The sequence below is a fragment of the Allorhizobium ampelinum S4 genome (assembly GCF_000016285.1).
GTDB classification, from domain to species: Bacteria; Pseudomonadota; Alphaproteobacteria; order Rhizobiales; family Rhizobiaceae; genus Allorhizobium; species Allorhizobium ampelinum.
The window spans coordinates 609834-631775 of record NC_011981.1; the positions used below are offsets into that span (position 1 = coordinate 609834).

Annotated in this window: 17 protein-coding genes and 3 pseudogenes; 7 read left to right on the top strand and 13 right to left on the bottom strand. The window is 57.7% G+C overall.

The genetic code is table 11. The features are described 5' to 3' along the window. Nucleotides 1–144: 144 nt before the first annotated feature. Nucleotides 145–1539 carry a carbohydrate porin gene (locus tag AVI_RS28410; protein WP_015918700.1) on the top strand — a complete coding sequence of 465 codons (1395 nt, stop codon included), beginning with the start codon at nt 145–147 and terminating at the stop codon, nt 1537–1539. A 232-nt stretch (nt 1540–1771) separates the two neighbouring features. Here AVI_RS28410 and AVI_RS28415 read toward each other — a convergent pair whose 3' ends face one another. From AVI_RS28415 to AVI_RS28445, 8 genes and pseudogenes are all read right to left on the bottom strand, one after another. Further along, the gene (locus AVI_RS28415; protein ID WP_139192278.1) at nt 1772–2305 is read right to left on the bottom strand and encodes a MarR family winged helix-turn-helix transcriptional regulator; all 534 of its coding nucleotides are present in this window, start codon (nt 2303–2305) and stop codon (nt 1772–1774) included. After that, a complete protein-coding gene (locus tag AVI_RS28420; protein ID WP_015918702.1) occupies nt 2302–3540 on the bottom strand; it encodes an NAD(P)/FAD-dependent oxidoreductase in 1239 nt (412 codons plus the stop codon). Before AVI_RS28420 ends, AVI_RS28415 begins: the two co-directional genes overlap by 4 nt. Continuing rightward, nucleotides 3537–3860: a 2Fe-2S iron-sulfur cluster-binding protein gene (locus tag AVI_RS28425; protein ID WP_041699907.1), complete on the bottom strand. Its 324-nt coding sequence runs from the start codon at nt 3858–3860 to the stop codon at nt 3537–3539. Before AVI_RS28425 ends, AVI_RS28420 begins: the two co-directional genes overlap by 4 nt. Nucleotides 3861–3868: 8 nt before the next feature. Then, on the bottom strand, nt 3869–5086 hold the full coding sequence (locus AVI_RS28430) for a cytochrome P450 (protein WP_015918703.1): 1218 nt from the start codon (nt 5084–5086) through the stop codon (nt 3869–3871). A gap of 382 nt (nt 5087–5468) precedes the next feature. Then, nucleotides 5469–5796: pseudogene (locus tag AVI_RS30185) on the bottom strand (transposase); the annotation flags it as partial. A 190-nt stretch (nt 5797–5986) separates the two neighbouring features. Continuing rightward, on the bottom strand, nt 5987–7414 hold the full coding sequence (locus tag AVI_RS28435; protein WP_015918705.1) for an aldehyde dehydrogenase family protein: 1428 nt from the start codon (nt 7412–7414) through the stop codon (nt 5987–5989). 61 nt (nt 7415–7475) lie between these two features. Next, entirely contained in the window at nt 7476–8978 is a 1503-nt protein-coding gene (locus AVI_RS28440) for an AMP-binding protein (RefSeq protein WP_015918706.1), read from the bottom strand. Between the two features lie 239 nt (nt 8979–9217). Beyond that, complete coding sequence (locus AVI_RS28445) at nt 9218–10234, bottom strand: AraC family transcriptional regulator (RefSeq protein WP_015918707.1); 1017 nt, start codon at nt 10232–10234, stop codon at nt 9218–9220. A gap of 190 nt (nt 10235–10424) precedes the next feature. Here AVI_RS28445 and AVI_RS28450 point away from each other — a divergent pair, with 190 nt between their 5' ends. From AVI_RS28450 to AVI_RS28465, 4 genes are read left to right on the top strand one after another with little or no spacing between them, the layout of a single operon-like run. Next, a complete protein-coding gene (locus tag AVI_RS28450; RefSeq protein WP_015918708.1) occupies nt 10425–11960 on the top strand; it encodes a carboxyl transferase domain-containing protein in 1536 nt (511 codons plus the stop codon). Nucleotides 11961–11967: 7 nt separating this feature from the next. Then, nucleotides 11968–12768, top strand: a complete 801-nt coding sequence (locus AVI_RS28455) for an enoyl-CoA hydratase/isomerase family protein (protein ID WP_015918709.1) — start codon at nt 11968–11970, stop codon at nt 12766–12768. A gap of 11 nt (nt 12769–12779) precedes the next feature. Then, nucleotides 12780–14768: an acetyl/propionyl/methylcrotonyl-CoA carboxylase subunit alpha gene (locus tag AVI_RS28460; protein ID WP_015918710.1), complete on the top strand. Its 1989-nt coding sequence runs from the start codon at nt 12780–12782 to the stop codon at nt 14766–14768. A gap of 10 nt (nt 14769–14778) precedes the next feature. Further along, nucleotides 14779–15702 carry a hydroxymethylglutaryl-CoA lyase gene (locus AVI_RS28465; RefSeq protein ID WP_015918711.1) on the top strand — a complete coding sequence of 308 codons (924 nt, stop codon included), beginning with the start codon at nt 14779–14781 and terminating at the stop codon, nt 15700–15702. A gap of 581 nt (nt 15703–16283) precedes the next feature. On the opposite strand, the gene AVI_RS28470 is transcribed toward AVI_RS28465, so the two are convergent. After that, on the bottom strand, nt 16284–17099 hold the full coding sequence (locus tag AVI_RS28470) for a MerR family transcriptional regulator (RefSeq protein WP_015918712.1): 816 nt from the start codon (nt 17097–17099) through the stop codon (nt 16284–16286). 142 nt (nt 17100–17241) lie between these two features. Here AVI_RS28470 and AVI_RS28475 point away from each other — a divergent pair, with 142 nt between their 5' ends. Beyond that, entirely contained in the window at nt 17242–18522 is a 1281-nt protein-coding gene (locus AVI_RS28475; RefSeq protein WP_015918713.1) for a 4-aminobutyrate--2-oxoglutarate transaminase, read from the top strand. 26 nt (nt 18523–18548) lie between these two features. On the opposite strand, the gene AVI_RS28480 is transcribed toward AVI_RS28475, so the two are convergent. Both AVI_RS28480 and AVI_RS30190 read right to left on the bottom strand, forming a co-directional pair. Beyond that, complete coding sequence (locus tag AVI_RS28480; RefSeq protein WP_015918714.1) at nt 18549–18875, bottom strand: hypothetical protein; 327 nt, start codon at nt 18873–18875, stop codon at nt 18549–18551. Between the two features lie 128 nt (nt 18876–19003). Next, a pseudogene (locus AVI_RS30190) lies at nt 19004–19180 on the bottom strand (integrase core domain-containing protein); the annotation flags it as partial. Nucleotides 19181–19253: 73 nt separating this feature from the next. Here AVI_RS30190 and AVI_RS28485 point away from each other — a divergent pair. Beyond that, complete coding sequence (locus tag AVI_RS28485) at nt 19254–20282, top strand: IS110 family RNA-guided transposase (protein ID WP_015916374.1); 1029 nt, start codon at nt 19254–19256, stop codon at nt 20280–20282. Between the two features lie 101 nt (nt 20283–20383). On the opposite strand, the gene AVI_RS30365 is transcribed toward AVI_RS28485, so the two are convergent. Both AVI_RS30365 and AVI_RS30870 read right to left on the bottom strand, forming a co-directional pair. After that, nucleotides 20384–21463: an IS3 family transposase gene (locus tag AVI_RS30365; protein ID WP_015918715.1), complete on the bottom strand. Its 1080-nt coding sequence runs from the start codon at nt 21461–21463 to the stop codon at nt 20384–20386. Between the two features lie 82 nt (nt 21464–21545). Beyond that, a pseudogene (locus tag AVI_RS30870) lies at nt 21546–21665 on the bottom strand (IS6 family transposase); the annotation flags it as partial. Nucleotides 21666–21942 lie beyond the last annotated feature (277 nt).

Consider the following 21942-nt stretch of genomic DNA (forward strand, 5'->3'; position numbering starts at 1 on the left):
CGCAACAACAGAAACATCTGGAGTGAGCCGGGCCGAAGAAAAACCTGACGGATTCCAGACCTGACCTTCACACAAACAGCAGCGTCGAAACGTCCCGGTATAACCCGGCGACCCATCCTATCCATTTATCTCGGGGGGAGAAAAATGAAAACCCATCTCAAGCAACTTGTTATCCTCAGTGCTGCATACGGAGTGCTGGCAAGCGGACTTCCTGCCGTAGCAGCCGATGCCAACACCCCTGCCGATCCTTCCATCGCGAAGGCTCCAGACCCGCAGGCCCCTCCTCCCGGCCCCTTGACCGGCCTTGGACACACGCTCCATGACGCCGGTTTTGATGTCCGCATCAATTTCGTCAATCTCTATGCAAATGCGTCAGATTTCGGGTTTGATCCGGGCCATTCTGGTAACTTCGGCTTTCTGATGTTCGACACGACATACCATATATCAGACATGTTCAAGATCAACTGGCAGGAAACGGTCAACATTCCCAGGCACAATGCCAATCAGTATCTGTTTCAAGTCTCGAATGCCTTTTACGCTACGGACCCTTCTCTCGATAGTTCAACCGATCTTACACGCCTTACCCTCCAGGGGGATTTTTTTGACGGAAAGCTGGAGGTCGAGGGCGGTCGGCTCAACATGTGGCCGGAGTTTTTCAGGTCAGAGTTCTGCGGTGGCAAGGGGTGCATCTCGCAAACCCGTGCGTTGGTGTTAAGCGCTCCCGGCAACACCGTTGCGCAATGGGGTGGCCGCGTTGGCTACAATCTCACGCCGGATCTCTCCCTCGGTGGCGTCATCACCGAGAACAACACAGAAAACTGGCAGACAGGATCGGGCTGGAACTGGGGGAGAGGCGATTCTGACGGTTATACCGCCGTGGTCCACCTCGCCCAGCGGCAAAATTTTCTGGAGACAGCGAAGCCGCTTAACTATGAAATTGGTGGTTATCGAAGCTCTGCATCCTACACGGACGCGCTATACGGCACAGGCTGGGGCAATCCAACCTTTGGCGCGAACCAGACAGTGATCGAACATGACGGGGGATCAAACGGGGTTTTTGCTCAGGTTCGAAAAGTTCTCTGGAGTGATCCCGATGGAAGCCCCTTCCCCGAAAACATCGCGGTTTCAGGCGGCATCTTCCACACGTTCGGAGACGGTCAATCCTATCCGTGGGAAGCTTATGGCAGCATTGAATATGGCGGCTTCTGGAAAGCTAACCCCCTCACATCTATAGGCGCGACGGTTCACTATATTGGCCTCAGTGAAAAACGTGCCCAATACGAAACCAACGCGCGCCGGTTTTTGACAGGCATCTACGACCGGCAGCCGCGAGACACGTTCCAGTTCGATCTGCACGGACGGACAGGAATAGGCCCCGCTGGATTTCTTGAGTTTGGGGCATCTTACGTCAAGGATCCCAACACAACCTACCTTGCTGACTATTCCACCTCAAGAATGAAGAACGGCTGGACCATCTATGCAGCCATTGTCTTCGACCTTGGAACCACTCTGGGGCTATCACCACCGCCCCAACCCTAAACCTTTCCGCTCTCTTCCCAAGCCTGCAACAAGAGGTCGGACTGTCATTTGTCTTCACTGGCAAGTTTGCTCAACGGGTTTCTAAGCCAGGCTTAGAAACCCGCGAGTGAACTTGGAGAAGCCGACACATCATCCGCTCCGAAAACTGCAGGCAATGAACACCTACTTCAATTTGCATCCTTGGCGAAGAACACGGGCGTTTGGGCTCACTATGACCGCAGGGGCTGGGTGCTTACAGGTTCTGCACGTTTTTCAACATGATCCGCATCACCCGGATGGTTGCCTCGAGGTCCTGGGGATCTGCACCCTCAATCAATGTTTCCTCACGCGCGAGCGCGATCCGCATGATCTCTTCGTGAAGGTCATAGCCCCTCTGGTTCAGGCGCCAGCGCTTCTTGCGCGGGTCCGTCTCCGAGACCTCCGAGTCGAGATAGCCCTGCTCATCGAGCGTCGCCAGAGCGCGGCTTGCGGCGGCCTTGTCAAGATTGATGACATCACAGATGCGCCCCGCCGTGATGTTGGGCTCGATCGCCAGCATGGATACCGCGCGCCACTCGCTGATACCGATGCCGAAGCGCTCACGGTAAACGCTTGAGGCCCCACGCGATAGGGCATTGTTGATGCTGGACAAGAAGAAGGGCGTGTAATTCGAGATATCGAGAATTTCGACGCCATCGCGTGTGGTCGTCGGACTGGATATGCGGTCTTGCGGGCAGCGTGCGCCAGTTTTCACCCGCACGCTTGTTGGCCTCTTGGCAGATGTCATGCGGCGCGTGCTTTCCTCGATTTCGACAGTGCCGTGATATCATAGTTGCATTGCACAAGCTCATCGGCTGTCACCCCTTCTGGCGACTTTAGAAGCTGACGTGCGGCCATGTGCTCGGCTGCGGCATTGACCGTCTCCACTGCACGCAATTTGCCCGATTTGAAGCGAAATACAAGCCTTCGCCCGTTTTCACCTTCAAGGGGATGATCCTCATCGCCCGATACCGCAAGACCTGCAATCTGCAACTTCCATGGCCCCTGATCGCTCCAGAACCAAGGCAAGGCCTCATAGGGTTCGGATTTTCCCGTGAGCCGACGAGCGATTGTTCGGGCGTGGTCGGTGGCGGCCTGGACGGATTCAAGCCGCGTCAACTCCCCCGTGACCGGATCTGGAAAGGCTGCACAGTCGCCGAGGCCCGAAATGGCTGGATCGGCGGTGAGAAGATACGCATCCACAGCGATACCGTTGGCAATCTCAAGCCCAGCGTTTCTGGCAAGTTCCACATTGGGTCGCACGCCAACAGCAAGCAGCACCATGTCACCGGGAATAATTGCTCCGCTAAGAAGGCGAACACCCACAACCCCGCCATCCTCACTCCGCAGGATCTCGTTGACGGGGTCCCCGAAGTGCAGCGACACGCCGTGCATCTCGTGGAAGGTCTGAAAGAATCCGGACATAGCGCGAGAAACGGCACGAGCCATAAGGCGTTCCGTTGCCTCGACGACGGTGACGGAGTGGCCGATGGATGCCGCAACAGCGGCGAATTCGAGGCCGATAAAGCCGCCCCCGATCACCACAGGGTGGCGACGACCCCGCGCGAGAGCTTCGCGCAGGGCATCCGCATCGGCTGCGGTGCGCAAGGCGAAGACATCGCTCCCCTCCAGGCCACGGATCGGCGGGATGAGGTTACGCGCGCCGGTTGCCAGCACGAGATGGTTATAGCCGATACGGGCACCGCTCTTGGTCGCCACAGTTCGCGTCACCCGATCGATATGAATGGCCGGGTCCCCGGCTATCAGGCCGATTTTGTTTCGGTGAAAGAAGCTGTCGGGCCTCAGCTCAATGCTCTCGGCACGGCCATCTTTTAAATAAGCCTTGGAAAGCGGCGGACGCTGGTAAGGCAGGCCTGTTTCCTCTCCGATCAAGGTGATCTCCCCGGAAAACCCCTCCTGACGAAGGCTCGCAGCCAACTGGAACCCTCCCTGGCCGGAGCCAATGATGGCCACCTGGTTCATGTTTGGCTCTCCGGAAGATGGATGACGAGACCATCGAGATGTGGTTTGATGCGAATCTGGCACGAGAGACGGCTGGATGGCCTTATCGCGCAGATGACGCTCTCCAGCATATCCTCTTCTCCATCAGCACGAACGCCAACGGTTTCGACCCACGTGTCATCGACATAGCAATGACAGGTTGCGCACATCATGGAGCCGCCGCATTCACCGATGATGCCATCGATATCGTTCGTAAGTGCCACGCGCATGACGCTATCACCGTCGGCGGCATCGACAACCGATTGCGCGCCGTTATGGGAGATGAAAGTGATCCTGGTCATGTGATCTCCTATTTCGCGATGAATTCGAGAGGCATGCGGTCGAGGGCATGGATTGCGTTGTTGGGACGCCAGACGACCTCTCCGTCGAATTCAATGCGGTCCACTTTCGCCGCCATCACCGTGAGCAGTGTTTCGAGTTCCAGCCGCGCGATGTTCTGCCCAACGCAACCGTGGATGCCCGCCCCGAACGCCATATGTCCTGCCGGCCTGCGGTCTATGCGGAAGCTTTCCGGGGCCTCCCATTTCTCTGGGTCCAGGTTAGCCGCCCCAAGGACGCAAATGATCTTGCTGCCTTCGGCGATCTTCAAACCTGCGATTTCGGTATCGACAGCGGCGGTCCGACCGAATGTGTGCACCGGAGATGTATACCGCAGAACCTCCTCGAAGCAGGGGCGTGCCAGCGAAGGGTCGACCTTGAGCCGTTCGTATTCCGCCGGATTGGATGCGAGGCACCAAAGGGCATTGCCGATCCCGGTCACGGTCGTGTCGACCCCGGCTGACAGGAACGAGCGGATCAGCAAACCGGCTTCTTCCTGCGTGATTTCTCCGGCATCCGCCGCTTCGTAAATGATCGCCCCCATGCCGTCAGGGCGCAGCCGCGAGCGGGCGCAGGCGGACATGATCCAGGGAACGATTTCGGGGATCATGGCACCAGCCTTGCGGCGCAGCGCGTTGTCCGGCCCCATGGAGTTGAAAACCATCGCGCCGTAATCGACCAGGGGACGCGGGTCGTGATCCACCATTCCGAGCGCCTCGGGAAAAACAGCGGTTGGAAAGGCCTCTGCAAGTTCCACCACCGCTTCGAAACGTCGCTTTTCCAGAAGCGCATCCACGATCTCCACGGCCTTCACACGGAAATCCTCCTTGAATTTCGAGATGGCCTTGGGGGAAAGAGCCCGCGCCATGACCTTGCGCGTGCGTGCGTGCTCCGGCGGGTCCACTTCCAGGATGATTGACGGCGGACGCCAGGGCGTACCATAGCGGAAATCATTCAGGCCAACTCCCCTTGAGGAGACGAAGCGCGCGTGGTCGGAAAAAATTTCCTTCGTCTCCTCATAGCGGCCGGATGCGAGAATGGAATATTTTGGAATATAGACCAGCGGCCCCTTCGCACGCAGCTCTGCATAATAGGCGTTCGGATCAGCGAGGACCGCCTCGTCGTAAGGATCGATATCCCAGACGGGGATGCCTTCGGCAGGTTCGAAAACGCGATGCCCTTCGATCATGTTCACAGCGATGTCCTCCTCGCGCCTTGGAGCAGCTGCCGCCGACCTTCGAGGGCGTCAATCCAGCTGTTGCTCGCCCATGGCAAGGCTATCGCGGCCGCAAAAACGGCGCGTGGAATCATGTTCATCTTGAAATCCTCCCAAAGTTCGTTGACGCCCGCCTCCTCCTCAGGCGTCAGGGCGTCACGAGTTGCGTTCGCAACTCGCTAAGTTGTGCCGTTATGAGTTGTGATGTCAACTAGAAACTTGAGTGCGGGGTCCTCAATGAGTTTAATTCCGAGAGGCGCAGTGCCCCGGGCCGCTTCCGAGCTTTCGACGGTTTGTCGCGCCGATCAGTCGCCAAAGGCTGGTGGTCGTTGCATCTGACTGATGGCTCTCAGATTCTGGCCCTCCGGCTCAGCGTGGTGTGCTCGGGCACAGCCAAATCCGTCGCCATCATGTCCAAAACAGAGTTCAAAAGACCCTCGGCTTGGCGCAAACACAATTCGAATCTCATGCCCAGCATCGGCGTGGTTTCGATCGCCAGATCAATATAGCGCGGCTGGCCACCACGCGTCTTGCGGCATGGGGCTGCCCAGCCCGCCAGCGCTTCTGGCGCTATCCAAAGGGTTAAACTGCCACGCGGCGAAGGCCGGCTTCATATTCCGCCCAGTTCGCCACTTTCAACTTCATCTTACCGATATGCGGGCGGCGTTATGTTTGTGCGGCAAGTTGAATCAATCAACCTATTTTTGATCCTGGCAGCATAGATCCAAAACATTGACATTTGGCCCGTGCGCCAATCCCGCACTTCCTGCAATCAGATCCCACAATGGCCGTGAAATCGACTTCGCTCAATCAATCGTCATCGCACAAAGAGCGCGGCCCTTTCGAGCCGCGCCCATAACGATGTTAAGCCACTCAGGCGGCTGCGTTGATGACCAGCGTTTGCGAATTGGTATATTCGCTGAGGCCCTCAAGCGCATTTTCAATGCCGATGCCGGATTGCTTGTGACCACCAAAGGCCACATGGGGCGAGAAGCTGTGAATCTCGTTGACCCAGACAGTCCCGGCTTCGATCCGCTCGGCGATGCCGCGTGCCGCAGCAATGTCCTTGCTCCATACGGAGGCGGCAAGGCCATATTCCGTATTGTTGGCGCGATGGATCACATCGTCGATATCCTTAAACTTCAGAAGCGGCAGAACAGGGCCGAAGGCTTCCTCGACCACCACGCGGCTATCCTCCGGTGGATTATCAATGATGGTGACAGGCACGAAGAAGCCCTTGCGGTCCTCAACTTCGCCGCCCAGCAGAAAGTGGAGGCCTTTGTCCTTCGCATCAGCCAAAAGATTTTTCAGCTTCTCAAACTGCATGCGGTTCTGAATAGGACCGAGATCCGTTCCCTGTTCGGCACCGTCGCCAACCTTCACGGTTCTGGCATAGGCCACCAGAGCCTCGGCCAGTTCATCATAAACGTCTTCGTGGATGTAAAGCCGCTTGGCCGCGACGCAGAATTGGGCGCTGTTCTGGAAGGCCGCCCAGAATAGCTTTTCGGCAGTTTCCTTGACGTTGACATCCGGCAGCACAATGGCCGGGTCGTTGCCGCCAAGCTCCAGCGTGATCCGCTTGAGATTGCCTGAGCATGCCTCCATGATCTTGCGGCCCGTGGCTGTGGAGCCGGTGAAGCTGATCTTGCTGATGTCCTTGTGCTGCGTCAGCCAGGAGCCGAGGTCGTTGCCGCCAGAAACCACGTTAAGCACGCCCGGCGGCAGAATATCGCGGACAATCTCGCCCAGTTTCAGCGTGCACAAAGGCGTATAGGGCGAGGGTTTCAACACCATGGTGTTGCCAGCAACCAGTGCAGGCGCGATCTTCCACACGGCCAGCAGGATCGGAAAATTCCATGGCGTGATGCCGCCAACAACACCAAGCGGAACGCGCCGTGTCTCCACCGTGCGCCCATCGGTTTTCTCAGCCACATGAAGGGGCAGCTCCTGTTTGGCAATTTCCCGGCACCAGAAGGCAGAGCCGCCAACCTCCCATTCGGCCCCCTTGAACGCCTTGCCCTGTTCCCGCGTCAAAAGACGCATGAACTCTTCCGCATGGGCCTCGATGGCATCGCCAAGGCGGGCAACAAAGGCCTGACGCTCGCTCAATGGGCGGGCCGACCATGCCGGAAAGGCTGCCTTTGCAGCGGATACGGCCGCCTCCAGCTGCTCACGGCTGGCGTCGGGTGCCTTGGCAATCACCTCTTCGGTGGCGGGGTTGAAGACCTCAAAGCTGGATGTCGCACTGACGGCCTTGCCGTCGATGGTCATCGTATAATCCCCATTGAAATTGATGGACATGATGGAACCTCCCGTTTCCAGCGCGCAAAACGCGCAAATATTGACAAATGCCGACCGCCGCTCAGGCGGGGACGTTGGCCTCTCGCAGCGAGCGGCGTAGAACTTTTCCGGTGCTGTTTTTCGGCAGATCTTCGACGAAAATCACCCGTCGCGGAATTTTGTAGGATGCCAGATGCTTGCGGCAGTGGTTGAGCAAAGCCTCCTCGCTCAATGCCACATCGCGGTGAGGCACAACGAAGGCCTGGGCAATCTCACCCTTTTCCTCATCAGCAATGCCCGCAACAGCCACCATGGCAACAGCCGGATGCATGGCAATCACCTGCTCAAGCTCTGCCGGATATACATTATAGCCAGCGGTGATGATCATGTCCTTCTTGCGATCAACCACGAAGATATAGCCATCCGCGTCGGTGCGGGCGATGTCGCCGGTCGCAAGCCAGCCGTCAGGGTCTATCGCCTCAATGGTGGCAGCCTCGTTGCGCCAATAGCCCTTTGTGACCATGGCACCACGCACCAGCAATTCACCGGGTCTGCCGGGCGTGGCCTCGCGCTTTGGCTCCTCCAGATCGGCGAGGCGCACCTCCAAACCCGGCATCGGCAGTCCGATTGATCCGGGGCGCGGGCTCCAGTAGGGCGAGTGCGTGATGGCAGGGCCTGCAACCTCGGTCATGCCCCACAATTCCAGAAGCGGGCAGCCAAAGCGGCTTGTCACGGCATCAATCTTGGCAGTCGGCATGGTCTGGCCGCCAACGGTGCAGCGCGTCAGGCTTGTCAGGCCGGCGTTCGCGATGTTCGGATGGGCGAGCATCTGGTAGAACATGGTCGGCACACCCTCGAAAAGCGTGGCTTTTTCCGCGCTGATCAGCCGCAAAGCCTCGGCGGCATCGAAGCGCGGCGTGGTAATCAGCCGCGACCCGACGAGAAAGGTCGCATTCATGACGATATTGCCGTAAACATGCGGAAACGGCAGAGAGGTCAGCACGGCGTCGCCATCGTGACGCACATGGATGGTGGCCGTGCCCGCCAGACTCGCAAAAAGCCCGGCATGGGTCATTGTGGCACCTTTCGGACGCCCGGTTGTGCCAGACGTATAGCCGATGGTGAAAAGATCGTCCGGGCGGCGCTCGACTGGAAGCCTATACTCTCCATCGAGAAGTGTTGTGAGTTCTTCCGCCTCCGGGGCCTCGCCCAGCGTAAAAACATGGGCCTTGGTTTTGAAAGAGGCGCGGCGATCAGCAGGAACGATTAGGGCTGCGGCCTCGGAATTGTCCAGAATGAAGGCGACTTCTTCCGCGCTGAGGAGAAAATTCGCAGGCACGACCACCGCACCCAATCTGGCAATGGCATGATAGGCAACCACCCATTGCCAGCCGTTGGGCAAATGCAGCACAATGCGATCACCCGCTCGCAGACCGCGCGCCGCAAACGCTCCGGCCATGCGCCCTGCCAGATCGTCTATTTCTTGAAAGCTGAAGGAACGCAGGCCGGGAAGGGTCAAGGCGGTCTTATCGCCAAACCGTTGGGCTGCGTTATACGCCAAATCGCTGATGCGAGATTGTTGCATTGTTCGCCCCCTCTATGCCATGGCTGGAATAGGAACGGCTTTCACAACACGCGCTTCGCCTTTTCCGCACACGACGGCGGCATTAAAACGGATCATGCAGGCCTCCCTCGCAGCCGCCCGCTCCTCCAGGCGGCTGTCTTGATCTTCGCAAAAGCTACAGCCGAATAAGGATCAAATCCTGCCAAAGAATTGATGCATTCGGACAACGACAAGGCTGCCTCACGGGTGCGATGCAGCTTTCACGACTTATGCGATGATGTACCCTGCCTTGCAGCAACCGCGAAAGCCCGTGGGGTCTGGCCAGTCCAGGACTTGAATGCACGCACAAAACTTGCCTCTGCATCAAAGCCACATTCGCGGGCAATGCGCTTGATCGGCCACTGGGTGGAAGCCAGCAGTCGCTCTGCCAGCCGTTGGCGCGACAGATCTTTCAGCGCCTGAAACGATGTGCCTTCCTGTTTGATATGGCGGTGAAGGCTGCGGGTTGACAGATTGAGCTTTTCTGCCAGGTCATCGATCCCTGCTGCTGGCATGTCATTCAGCAAGCGGAGAATTTCGCGCGAGAGCAGACGGTCGCGCCGATACTGACGCACCATCAGCGGCAAGGGCCGCCTCAGCATTTGTCGCAAGGCAGCATCATCGCGCAGGACGGGCAGGCCCAGATAGGCAGCATCAAAACGAAGGCTTGCCTGATCCGCGCCAAACGACGCAGGGCCATTGAAGAGATAGCGGTAGCTTTCAGCATGCGCTGGTGCGTCGAATGGAAACGCAACATCAACCAAGGGAATGCGCGTGTCGCCGAGCCACGAGGCCACGCCCTGAAGATTGCGCAGCAGGCTGACCAGACAAAACTCCCGAAAAGCGCCAAGTTCGCTTTTCTCTTCGATCCGAACCTCAGCCAGATTGCGTCGCGTTTCGAGACTGAGCGTAACATCCTGCGTGATGAGGTTATGATGGCGGCACCATCGCGTGATGGCAATGCCCAGCGTGGCCGAGGGCAGTGATGCGCGGCACAGCATGCCATAACTGCCCCACGGCAGGCGGTGGGAAAACCAGCCAAGCGCCTCATCGTCCAGCTCGCGCATGGCGTGATCTGACAGGCGTTCGAGTTGATCGGCTGTTATTCTGCCATCTGCATGCAGGGTGGCGGGATCAATGCCTGCCGCGAGAAGCGCTGGCTGCTCTGTCATCCCGCGCTTTTGATAGGCTAAAACAATAGCCAAGGCAAAGCCGGAGGGCGTTCTCGCCTGCGTCATGAACCTGCCTCCCTCTGGCACTATCCATCAATTCTTTGACGGGATTTGCCTATCTTCAATCGCTAGACTGCCACAAAGTCAATAATGACCGGCGCGGCGGAAACGCTTGCGGCAGAGGAGGCCGGGCGTGAATCCATTGTCAACAAGCATCAATTCCGGCTCGGCAGAATTTCGCGCCAATGCCGAGGCGATGGCGGAGGCTGTCGCCGATCTCGCCTTGAAAACGGCTCAGGCGGCACTGGGTGGTGGCGAGGTGGCGCGCAGGCGCCACACCGGGCGCGGAAAGCTGCTGCCTCGTGAGCGGATCGATCGCTTGCTCGATCCCGGATCGCCATTTCTGGAGATTGGTCAGCTTGCGGCCCACGGCCTTTATGATGGCGAAGCCCCGTCTGCGGGTATCGTCGCAGGCATTGGCAATGTCGAAGGCCGCCGCTGCATGGTGGTTGCCAATGACGCGACGGTAAAGGGCGGCACCTACTATCCGATGACGGTGAAGAAGCACCTGCGCGCCCAGAAAATTGCTGCGGAAAACCGTCTGCCCTGTCTTTATCTCGTGGATTCGGGCGGTGGCTATCTGCCGCTCCAGGATGAGTTTTTCCCCGACGAAAATCATTTTGGCCGCATCTTCTACAATCAGGCGCAGATGTCGGCGGCTGGTATTGCGCAGATCGCCGTTGTCATGGGCTCCTGCACAGCGGGTGGAGCTTATGTGCCCGCCATGAGCGATGAGACGGTGATTGTGCGCGAACAGGGCACAATCTTTCTCGCAGGCCCGCCATTGGTGAAGGCGGCAACCGGTGAGATTGTCACGGCGGAAGATCTTGGCGGTGGCGATGTGCACACCCGCATCTCCGGCGTTGCCGACCATTTGGCCGAAAATGATTCCCACGCCCTTCACATCGCCCGGCGGATCGTCTCGACATTGCCCGCGCAGGAAGACGCGGCCAGCCAGTTTGACGAGCCGATTTATCCAGCCGAAGAGCTTTACGGCATCATCCCATCTGACACGCGAAAGCCTTATGATGTGCGTGAGGTGATTGCGCGTCTGGTGGACGGCTCGCGGTTTGACGAATTCAAGGCGCGCTACGGCACAACGCTTGTGACGGGCTTTGCCCATCTTTATGGCATGCAGGTCGGCATCATTGCCAACAATGGCATATTGTTTGGGGATGCGGCGCTGAAGGGGGCGCATTTTATTGAGCTTTGCGTTCAGCGCCGTATTCCGCTGCTGTTTTTGCAAAACATTACCGGCTTTATGGTTGGGCGCGCTTATGAAAATGAGGGCATTGCCAAGCACGGCGCAAAACTGGTGACGGCGGTGGCCACAGCCGCTGTTCCAAAACTCACACTCGTCATCGGCGGCAGCTTTGGCGCCGGAAATTACGGCATGTGCGGGCGCGCCTACAGCCCCCGCTTCCTGTGGATGTGGCCCAATGCGCGGATCAGCGTCATGGGTGGAGATCAGGCGGCGTCCGTTCTGGCCACACTTCGACGTGACGGCGTTGCCGCCAAAGGCGAAACATGGCCGCAGCAAGAGGAAGATGCATTCAAAAACGGCATCCGCGCCCAATACGAACGGCAGGGCCACCCCTATTATTCGACCGCCCGTTTGTGGGATGACGGCATCATTGACCCCGCGCAAACCCGCCGGGTTCTCGGCCTTTCCCTGTCAACGGCGCTCAATGCGCCCATCGGTGAAACCCGCTTCGGCCTTTTCCGCATGTGAGATTGCCATGATCTATAAAACCCTTGATCTCGAATTGAACGGTGCGGTCGCAACAGTGTGGATGAACCGGCCAGACCTGCACAATGCCTTCGATGAGATGCTCATTGAGGACATGACGCTGGCCATTGAAGCGCTGTCTGAAAACGACAGCGTGCGCGTCCTTGTGCTGGCCGGTCGTGGGGCCAGTTTTTCCGCAGGCGCTGACCTTGCGTGGATGAAGCGGCAAGGTGCTGCTACCCTTGCGGACAATACGGCGGATGCCGCCGCCATGGGGCGGATGTTCATGGCATTGCGCAATTGTCCCAAGCCGCTGATTGCCCGCATTCAAGGTGCTGCCATTGGCGGTGGAATGGGGCTGGTGGCGGCCTGCGACATTGCTGTTGCCGCTCCCGATGCCGTGTTTGCCACTTCAGAAGTTCGCCTCGCGCTGATCCCTGCGGTTATCAGCCCGCTGGTTGCTGCTGCGATTGGGGAGCGTCAGTGCCGCCGCTATTTCCTCACGGGGGAGCGGATGGGGGTTGAGAAGGCACATGTGCTGGGCCTTGTGCACGAGATTGCCGAAAAGGATGGCCTTGACGCTGCTGTGGCGCGGATTGTTGCCGATGTGCTGAAAGGCGCGCCTGGCGCGGTAACAGAGGCGAAGGCGTTGATCACGCAGATTTCCGACCGTCGTTTCGATGAAGCATTGGTGTCTGAAATGGCAGAGCGGATTGCGGCCCGCCGAGGCACGGATGAAGCCCGCGAGGGTCTTTCGGCCTTTCTGGAAAAACGCAAACCCGGCTGGATCGCGGATCGGAAAGAAGGGTGAAGGATCAAACCATGTTTCAGAAAATCCTGATCGCCAATCGCGGCGAAATCGCCTGCCGCATTATCCGAACCGCGCGGCGCATGGGCATTGCCACCGTTGCCGTCTATTCGCAGGCTGACGCTGACGCACGCCATGTTCGGCTTGCGGATGAGGCCATTCTCATCGGCCCAGCACCGGCGCGGGAATCCTATCTTGTTGCCGAGAATATTCTTGCCGCTGCCCGTCGCACAGGTGCTGAGGCCATTCACCCCGGCTACGGCTTTCTATCTGAGAACGACGAGTTTGCCGAAGCTTGCGCTGCCAATGGCATCGCCTTTATCGGGCCGCCCGCCGCTGCCATCCGTGCCATGGGATCAAAATCGGCAGCAAAAGAGCTGATGGGCAAGGTCGGGGTGCCGCTTGTGCCCGGCTATCACGGTGCGGACAATGATCCGGCACGGTTGCGGCGAGAGGGTGATCACATCGGCTATCCCGTATTGATCAAGGCCTCCGCAGGCGGTGGCGGCAAGGGCATGCGGCGGGTTGATCGCGCAGACGATTTTGCCGATGCGCTGGCATCCTGCCAGCGTGAAGCGCGCAATGCCTTCGGCGATGATCATGTGCTGATCGAGAAATACATTCTCAAGCCGCGCCACATCGAAATTCAGGTTTTTGCCGATTCGAGTGGCCACTGCATCCATCTTTATGAGCGCGATTGCTCGGTGCAGCGCCGCCACCAGAAAGTTCTGGAAGAGGCACCCGCGCCGGGAATGACCGCAGAGCGGCGCGCAGCCATGGGTGCTGCTGCCGTGACGGCAGCAAAGGCGGTTAACTATGTCGGTGCCGGAACCGTGGAGTTCATCGTCAATAGCGATGGATCTTTTTACTTCATGGAGATGAACACCCGCCTGCAAGTGGAGCATCCGGTTACGGAAATGGTGACCGGGCTGGACCTTGTTGAGTGGCAGCTGCGCATTGCCGCAGGCCACCCCTTGCCCTTGCGGCAGGAGGATGTGCCGCTGATGGGGCATGCCATCGAGGCCCGCATCTATGCCGAGGATGCAGATGCAGGCTTTCTGCCGTCCATCGGCACCCTCCGACATCTGGGACTGCCGCAGCAAAATGCACATGTGCGCATCGATAGCGCCGTAGAGACAGGGGATGCGATCTCACCCCATTACGACCCCATGATCGCCAAGCTGATCGTGCATGGAGCAGACCGCAAAGAAGCGCTAGATCGCATGAGCGAAGCCCTTAGCGCAATCCAGATTGTTGGCCTGACGGCGAATATCGGCTTTCTGCACCGCCTCATAAAGACCCCGTCTTTCGCTGAGGCCGATCTCGACACCGGGCTGATTGAGCGCGAACAGGACAGATTGTTTGCCCTATCCCCCGTGCCTGCCGGGGTCTGGTATCTGGCGGCTTTGCAAGAGCTTTTGCGGGACATTTCTGCCAACCCTGCATCGCCTTGGGCGCTGGCTGATGGCTGGCGGCTGACCGGCCGGGCGGAACGGCGGATCGCACTGTGCTGCAAAGGCGAAACGGTCACAGTCACCGCCGTTTTCTCCGGTGAGGGTTGGACTCTGGCCCTGTCCGGCACGGATGAGCCATCGACCTTTGCGCAAGGCCATGCCAGCCAAAACGGGCCAGCAACGGCGCTCGATGTGCGCATTGGCGAGCGGCGTTACGACGCGACGATCATGATCGATGGGAACCATCGTCATGTGTTCTATACCGGACAAACCTTTGTGGTGGAACGCTTGCCCGACCTGCAACGTGCCACCGACACCAACAGTGGCAGCGGCGGCCTGCGCGCGCCGATGCCCGGCGCGATCATCGCGCTGCTTGCCGAGCCGGGGGTCTCCTTGAAAACAGGGGAACCGTTGCTGGTCATGGAGGCAATGAAAATGGAACACACAATAGTTGCGCCATCCGATGGCACGCTTGCCAGCTTCCATTTTGCGGTTGGCGATCAGGTGGTGGCCGGCGCGGAGCTGGTTGATTTCCAGCCCGCCGCATAAGGACAAGATCATGCACCAAACCAGCGGCGACAACATCGTCATTGTCGAGGTCGGCCCAAGAGACGGCTTGCAAAACGAAGCCGCTATTGTTTCCACCGATGTAAAGATCGAATTGGTGAAACGGCTGGCCAGAGCTGGCCTTGATCACATCGAAGCAACCGCTTTTGTGTCGCCAAAATGGGTTCCGCAAATGGCCGATAGTACCGATGTTATGACGGCTTGCGCCTCGGCAGCGGAGCTTTCGCATGTCACCCTCTCGGCCCTCACGCCCAATCTCAAAGGTTTCGAGGCCGCCATTACTGCCGGAAGCCGCGAGGTGGCGGTGTTTGCCTCTGCCTCCGAGACCTTCTCCCGGCGCAACATCAATTGCTCGATTGACGACTCCTTCACACGCTTCGAGCCGATTTTCGAGGCGGCGCGGGCTGTGGGCATTCCAGTGCGCGGCTATGTTTCCTGCGTCATCGCCTGCCCTTATGAGGGCGCGATTGATCCGCATGCTGTCGCGCGCGTTAGCCGTCTGCTGCTGGAAAAGGGAGCGCGTGAAGTCTCCCTTGGCGACACAATCGGGGTTGGAACACCTGCGAAGGTCAAGCGCATGATTGAAGCGGTGGCGGCAGAGGCACCCTTATCGGTGCTGGCAGGACATTTCCACGACACCTATGGCATGGGGATCGCCAATATTCAGGCCGCACTCGATGCGGGCATCCGTGTGTTCGACAGCTCTGTCGGTGGCCTCGGCGGCTGCCCTTATGCCGCTGGCGCGGCTGGCAATGTTGCGACAGAGGAAGTGGTCTATCTGCTGCAAGACCTCGGCCTGTGCCGCGATATAGACCTGCCCAGACTGGCTGAAACTGCCGCATGGATCAGCCACATCACCGGACTAACGGATGTCTCGCGTGTTACGAAAGCTCTGATGGGCAGTTCAAAGAGCTGACATGGCCTCAGCCAGAGAACGATGCGCGGACCTTTGTTGTGTCCGGGCAGACCCACGCATCCATAAATTTCAGAAAAAGCGGACGTGGCGAGCCTTGTTGAACGAATGGTATCGCGAAGTTATCTATAATTACGTCTTGTGCGCTCATGCGACGATTTTTCTACTCCATCCTTCAGAAAACGTCACTCGTTAGCTCGAGTTTGATGGCATTCACAAATGGGGTCGGAACAAGAGCAGTTCAAAACCCTGCGCTAAGGTTCAACGTAGCGTGAACTGCGTTACGAATTCCCAAAAGGGTCCACCCGCGGATCGTAAACTAAAGGCGGCAACGTGCATGGTAATCCCGCCGTTTTTAACGGGGGCTAGCCAACAAAGTCAGTCACAGAGCCGCTAGGAAGAAGAAACCTAGTGCACTGACGCATTCACTTCGTTCATGCTGTCGTTCACCCGTCTTTTGGTTATGCATCGATCCAAACGGAGGCTTCAGCCGAGTTTGGATCGATGCACCAGTGGTCCGATTCCCACATTTGCCTCCGTCTCCAGCACCCTTGAGAGCAAATGTCGGAGTCTTAAGGACCCCACTAGAAGGTGGGCGGGGTATTAATCCAGATCAACGTGGCCTGCACGTCCGCCGGATTGCGCCAGGAATGCGGACGGCTGCTCTCAAAGTAAAAACTGTCGCCGGTCCGAAGATCATAAAACTGGTCCCCGTCGAGAACGATCTGCAGCGCTCCCGCAAGAACGAAGATAAATTCCTCGCCCTCGTGCCGGTAAGCACCTTCGCTGGACGCGCCGGGTGCCAAATCAAACCGATGACATTCCATCTGCCGCGCCCCGGCGGCAAGTGAATGGATGGAAACGCCCATTGATGTGGTCGGCCACGTCATCCACTCGCCGTCACGCACCACTGACGCGCTCTGTTGCTGGGTTGGATGCCCGTTCAGATCGGCAACCGTGGTGCCGAAGTGCTTGGCCAAGTCGTGAAGAACGGTGATGGAAATACCCTGAGATGTGCGCTCGAACGTCGAAAGCTGTGAGACGGACGCTCCTGTCGCCCGGGCCACCGCGTCCAGGGTTTGGTGTGACAGCCTGCGCATTTGCCGAACCTTCGTGCCAATCGCCGCCGTGTCCGTCACCGGTTCAGCCACGTCGAGCCCCTTCTGGCCCGTTTCAGGGTGGCCCAGTTCCTCTTTAATGGCAGCCGGGTTTAGCCCTCTTTCGCTGCGCAACCAGGCAATCCTGGCAATGCGCTCCAGAACAGCCGAATCGTAAAGCCTCTGTCCCGATGGCGTGCGTGCTGGCTCGATCAGCCCCTGCTGTTCCCATAGCCTCAGAGTCGATTGCGAAACACCGGACATCCGGGCAGCTTCGGCGATTTTAAGGTGGGTGTTTTGCATCGTATTTCCAGCATGGCTTAAGTGCGTTGTTTTTTTTCTAGCGGCTGTGTGATGGGCATTGCAAGTCTACCGAAAAAATGTAGAGATTTTCACGATATCATCATTGCAACTTCCGATAACCCCAGGCTCGAAGGTGTTTTCAATGCAGAATTCGCAACTCGCGGCACGCCGCACGAATGCCATCTCCCGCGGCGTCGGCGTGACGACCCAGATTTATGCCGAACGGGCCGAAAATGCCGAGATCTGGGATGTCGAAGGCCGCCGTTATATTGATTTTGCTGCCGGGATCGCCGTCGTCAATACCGGTCACCGACACCCAAAGGTGATTGCTGCGGTGAAGGCTCAACTCGATTGCTTCACCCATACCTGCCATCAGGTCATCCCCTATGAGAACTATGTGCGCCTTGCCGAGCGCCTTAACCAGGCAGTACCGGGAAATTTCGAGAAGAAGACGATTTTTGTGACGACCGGTGCCGAGGCGGTCGAGAACGCCGTCAAGATCGCCAGGGCGGCAACCAACCGGTCTGCCGTCATCGCCTTCACCGGCGCCTTCCATGGACGCACCTTCATGGGCATGACGTTGACGGGCAAGGTTACCCCCTACAAGGTTGGCTTCGGGGCGATGATGCCGGATGTCTTTCATGTCCCCTTCCCGGTCGAACTGCATGGCCAGACGATGGAGGATTCGTTGGCTGTGCTCGACAAGCTCTTTAAGGCTGATGTCGATCCGGAGCGCGTTGCAGCCTTCATCATCGAACCCGTGCAAGGCGAAGGTGGATTTTACGAAGTACCCCGACTTTTCATGCAGAAGCTGCGCCAGATTGCCGACAAGCACGGTATCCTGCTGATCGCGGATGAAGTCCAGACAGGCTTTGCGCGCACCGGCAAGCTTTTCGCCATGGAGCATTTCGGCGTCGTTGCCGATATCACCACAATGGCCAAGGGCCTCGGTGGCGGCTTCCCCATCGCGGCTGTCACCGGCCGGGCGGACATCATGGACGCACCGGGCCCAGGTGGTCTCGGCGGCACCTATGGCGGCAATCCGATTGGCATTGCAGCCGGCAATGCCGTCCTCGATGTAATCGAGGAAGAGCAACTAGCAGATCGCGCCACGTCGCTCGGCAACCGCCTTAAGCAAAGACTTCATTCCCTGTCCGATGCCGTGCCTGAGATCGCCGACATCCGCGGTCCCGGCTTCATGAACGCCGTGGAATTCAACCTGCCCGGTTCCAAGACACCGGATGCCGGTTTCACCAACAAGGTACGGACTATAGCGCTGGAAAAAGGGCTGATTCTTCTGACCTGCGGTGTGTATGGCAATGTCATCCGCTTTCTGGCTCCCCTGACGATCGACGAGAAAACCTTCGCCGAAGCGCTGGACATCCTTGAAGAGACATTGCGCGTCTGCTCCAAGGATAGTTGACGCTATGACGTCCGGCAGGCGCCCGTTCAGGCCTGAGGGATCAGAGTTGGCTTAGGCATCGGACCGAAAAGTGGGAACCGGTTTTCGGTCCGATGCTCTAGGGCGAGCGGGTATCCGGCAAGCTGCAAGAATGTCTGGGCAATCTCGAATGCAACCTCTTTATCGATGCCCTTCTCATCCAGAAACTGTTGCTGGAGGTCTGCTTTCACTTCGGAATAGAATGAGAATGCCGAAGCATCGACATTCTCAACACTCGCGAAATCGGAAATTTTGGATGCGAGTTGCGCAGCCGAAAGGTCCGTCCCGTAAGGGGCGTTCACAGTCGACAGTACCTTAAACGCAACGCTCGACATTGTTATCACCACCATTTCCAATCAACTATATAAGACCTAACCGTTAAAAACGCAGGAAACACCGCAGAGGCAGTGACGTGCACCCCGGTTTTGGGCCAGCGGGAGCTGGAATTTTCCGGGGTTAAGGCTCAGGTCGGCGTGGGTGCCGATGAGCCGTTCATGAGCGAAATCGGCACCGTGTTGCCGATCGCGCTGTGTGGCCGGAACTCGTTATAGTCTCTACGCCAATCCTCCATCTTTGCCCTTGCGTCGTCAAGGCTCATAAACCAGTGGGCGTTCAGGCACTCTGCCCGGAACTTGCCATTGATGGGGAAGACGGCCCCGCTCCGAACCGGTTCGTCGTATAGTGAAGAGCCAATTCAACCAGGAGCCATTGACATGACTATCAGCACAATAGGCCTCGATCTGGCCAAGCATAACTTTCACGTCCACGCAGTCGATGCCGCGGGTTCGGTGGTTAGAACCGCCGCGCTTCGGAGAGGCGAGATGATCAAGTTCTTCCAGAATGCAAAGCCATGCCTCGTTGGTATGGAAGCTTGCGCCACCGCGCACTATTGGGCTCGCGAGCTGATGAAGCTCGGCCACGAGGTTAAATTGATCCCGCCTTCGTACGTTAAGCCATTTGTGCGGCGCGGCGCAAAGAATGATGCCGCAGACGCTGCAGCCATTTGCGAGGCCGTCCGACGGCCTCATATGCGCTTCGTCTCTATCAAGTCTGAATCCAATCAGGGCTTCCTGATGTTGCATCGAGCTCGAGGTCTGCTTGTAAGACAAAGGACCATGACAGTTTGCGCGATCCGCGCTCACCTTGCTGAGTTTGGAATCATCTTCGGTCAAGGTCGACAACGCATCGAGACCATAATGCCGTCGATAGAGGACGTCGCAGCCTCGTTGCCAGAACAAGCTCGGTTCGCATTGAACAGCCTGATCCGCATGGTCGGTGAGTTGAACACACAGATAGAGGGAATTGAGATGAAGCTGGCGGAAGTCGGTCGCTCAGATCCAGTCTCAAGCCTTCTGTCGTCGATCCCAGGTGTTGGTCCAATTACATCTACAGCCATCGCTGCAACCGTTCCGGACGCGAGAATGTTCCGCTCTGGCCGAGAGTTTGCCGCTTGGCTGGGCCTAACACCACGTCAAAACTCAAGCGGGGGCACAACTCGACTAGGTGCCATCACCAAACAGGGAGATGCGTACCTACGTCATCTGCTTGTGATCGGTGCCAGGAACATCGTTCGATATCCAAAGGCTCGAGCGAAAGTCGGGGGAGCTTGGATCGACGCTTTGCTGCACCGACGGCGTCCCATGATCGTGGCCGTCGCCGTGGCCAACAAGCTCGCTCGGATCATCTGGGCGATGATGACAAGTGGAGAGATGTTCAGAGAGGCACACGCAAAGATAGTGTAACGCAGCAACCCAAAATCCAGATGGCGTAAGGTGCAGAAGCAACAGATGGTCACTCAGCGGAGCTGAGGATCGAGCAAGCCCGGAGAGCTTTAAGCGCCCATTCAAGCGCGTCCCGTTGATGAGGCCTCGATCCGCGTACTCCATCTGGGCCAGCGACCATAATATCGGTCGCATCCAAAGGCCGTATACATGAACGCACCCGAATGATGACCTGAACTTGTAAGAAGCCTCTTGCGCCCGCGGGGCCGTCTATACATAAAGCTCTCGATGTAGCTGTTGTCCGTTGGCTTGCCCGGCCGCGAGAAGTCAAGCACGACGCCTCTATGATAGGCCCAGAGATCGAGGTTACGAGAGATGAATTCGCTGCCGTTGTCCATCCGAATGGTGGCCGGGTAACCGACCTGCCGGCATACGCGTTCGAGGGTCTGCACGACGTCTTCCCCTTTATAGCTGAAGCGGGCATCTACCGCCGGAGAGAAGCGCGAGAAGGTATCGACAACCGTGAGAACCCTGATCTTGCGACCTGTGGCCAGTTGGTCATGCACGAAATCCATGGCCCAGACGTCGTTCGAACGGGTGGCTGCGGTGCGGTGCGATCGCAGCTTTGCTTTGACGCGCCGTTTTGGCACCTTGTTGCGCAGTTGCAGGTCCATCTCCTTGTAAAGACGATAGATTCTCTTCGGATTCACCACCCAGCCGTCACGCCTGATCAAGACATGCACACGACGATAGCCATAACGTACCCGCGTCTGGCAGATATCCTTGATCTTCAGCTTCAGTTCGGCCTGATCGCCGCGCTTGGACTTGTAGACATAAAGGGACCGGTCGATCTTCAGGACGGAGCATGCGCGTCGGATCGAAACCTTCCAGTCCGTCTTGATCCTGTCGACAAGATGACGCTTGCCGTCAGGCCTCAGAGCTTTTTTGACAGCACATCCTGGAGGATGGCCTTGTCTAAAGAGAGATCGGCGACGATCCGCTTCAGTTTGGCATTTTCCTCTTCCAACTGCCGCAGGCGCTTCATCTCTGACGGCATTAGGCCAGTGTATTTTTTTGCGCCAGTTATAAAACGTAGCGTCCGAAATCCCCGCCTTGCGGCAGACCTCGCCAATGGGCGTTCCATCATGAGCCTGCTTCAACACAAACGCGATTTGCGCTTCCGTAAACTTCGACGCTTTCATCGAATTCTCCTCTTCTTCCCAAAAGGAATCATAAGTGGAAAATTCCAGTTCTAAATGGCATAATTTATCGGGGGCACGTCAAAGCCAGCAAGTCCTCAACCATTCGCAGGTTTAGAGGGAAACGGAAATAGAGCCACACAGCGTGGGCAATGACGTCAGCGGGGAAGCGATGCCGACGATAGAGTGGATCACGGTCTGTCATGACCCGTCATTCGCACATCAAGTTCCACATTCCGTTAAGTTGACGATGCCGCTAAAGGCACTGATTCTAGAGAGCCGATGGGGCGGTTAGGTGGCATAACGTCGCTACATCTGTGCAAAACAACTGTCCGACCCTGCAGATCTGCATTTTGTTAAAGCTAGCACTAGGGTTTAGAATCTGCCTAAATATCAGATAACAATTGTGAAATTGGCAGGAACGCTCAACGCAGTGAAGACACGTTAACCTTTTACCAACCTTAAACTCCTTGCTCGAAAAT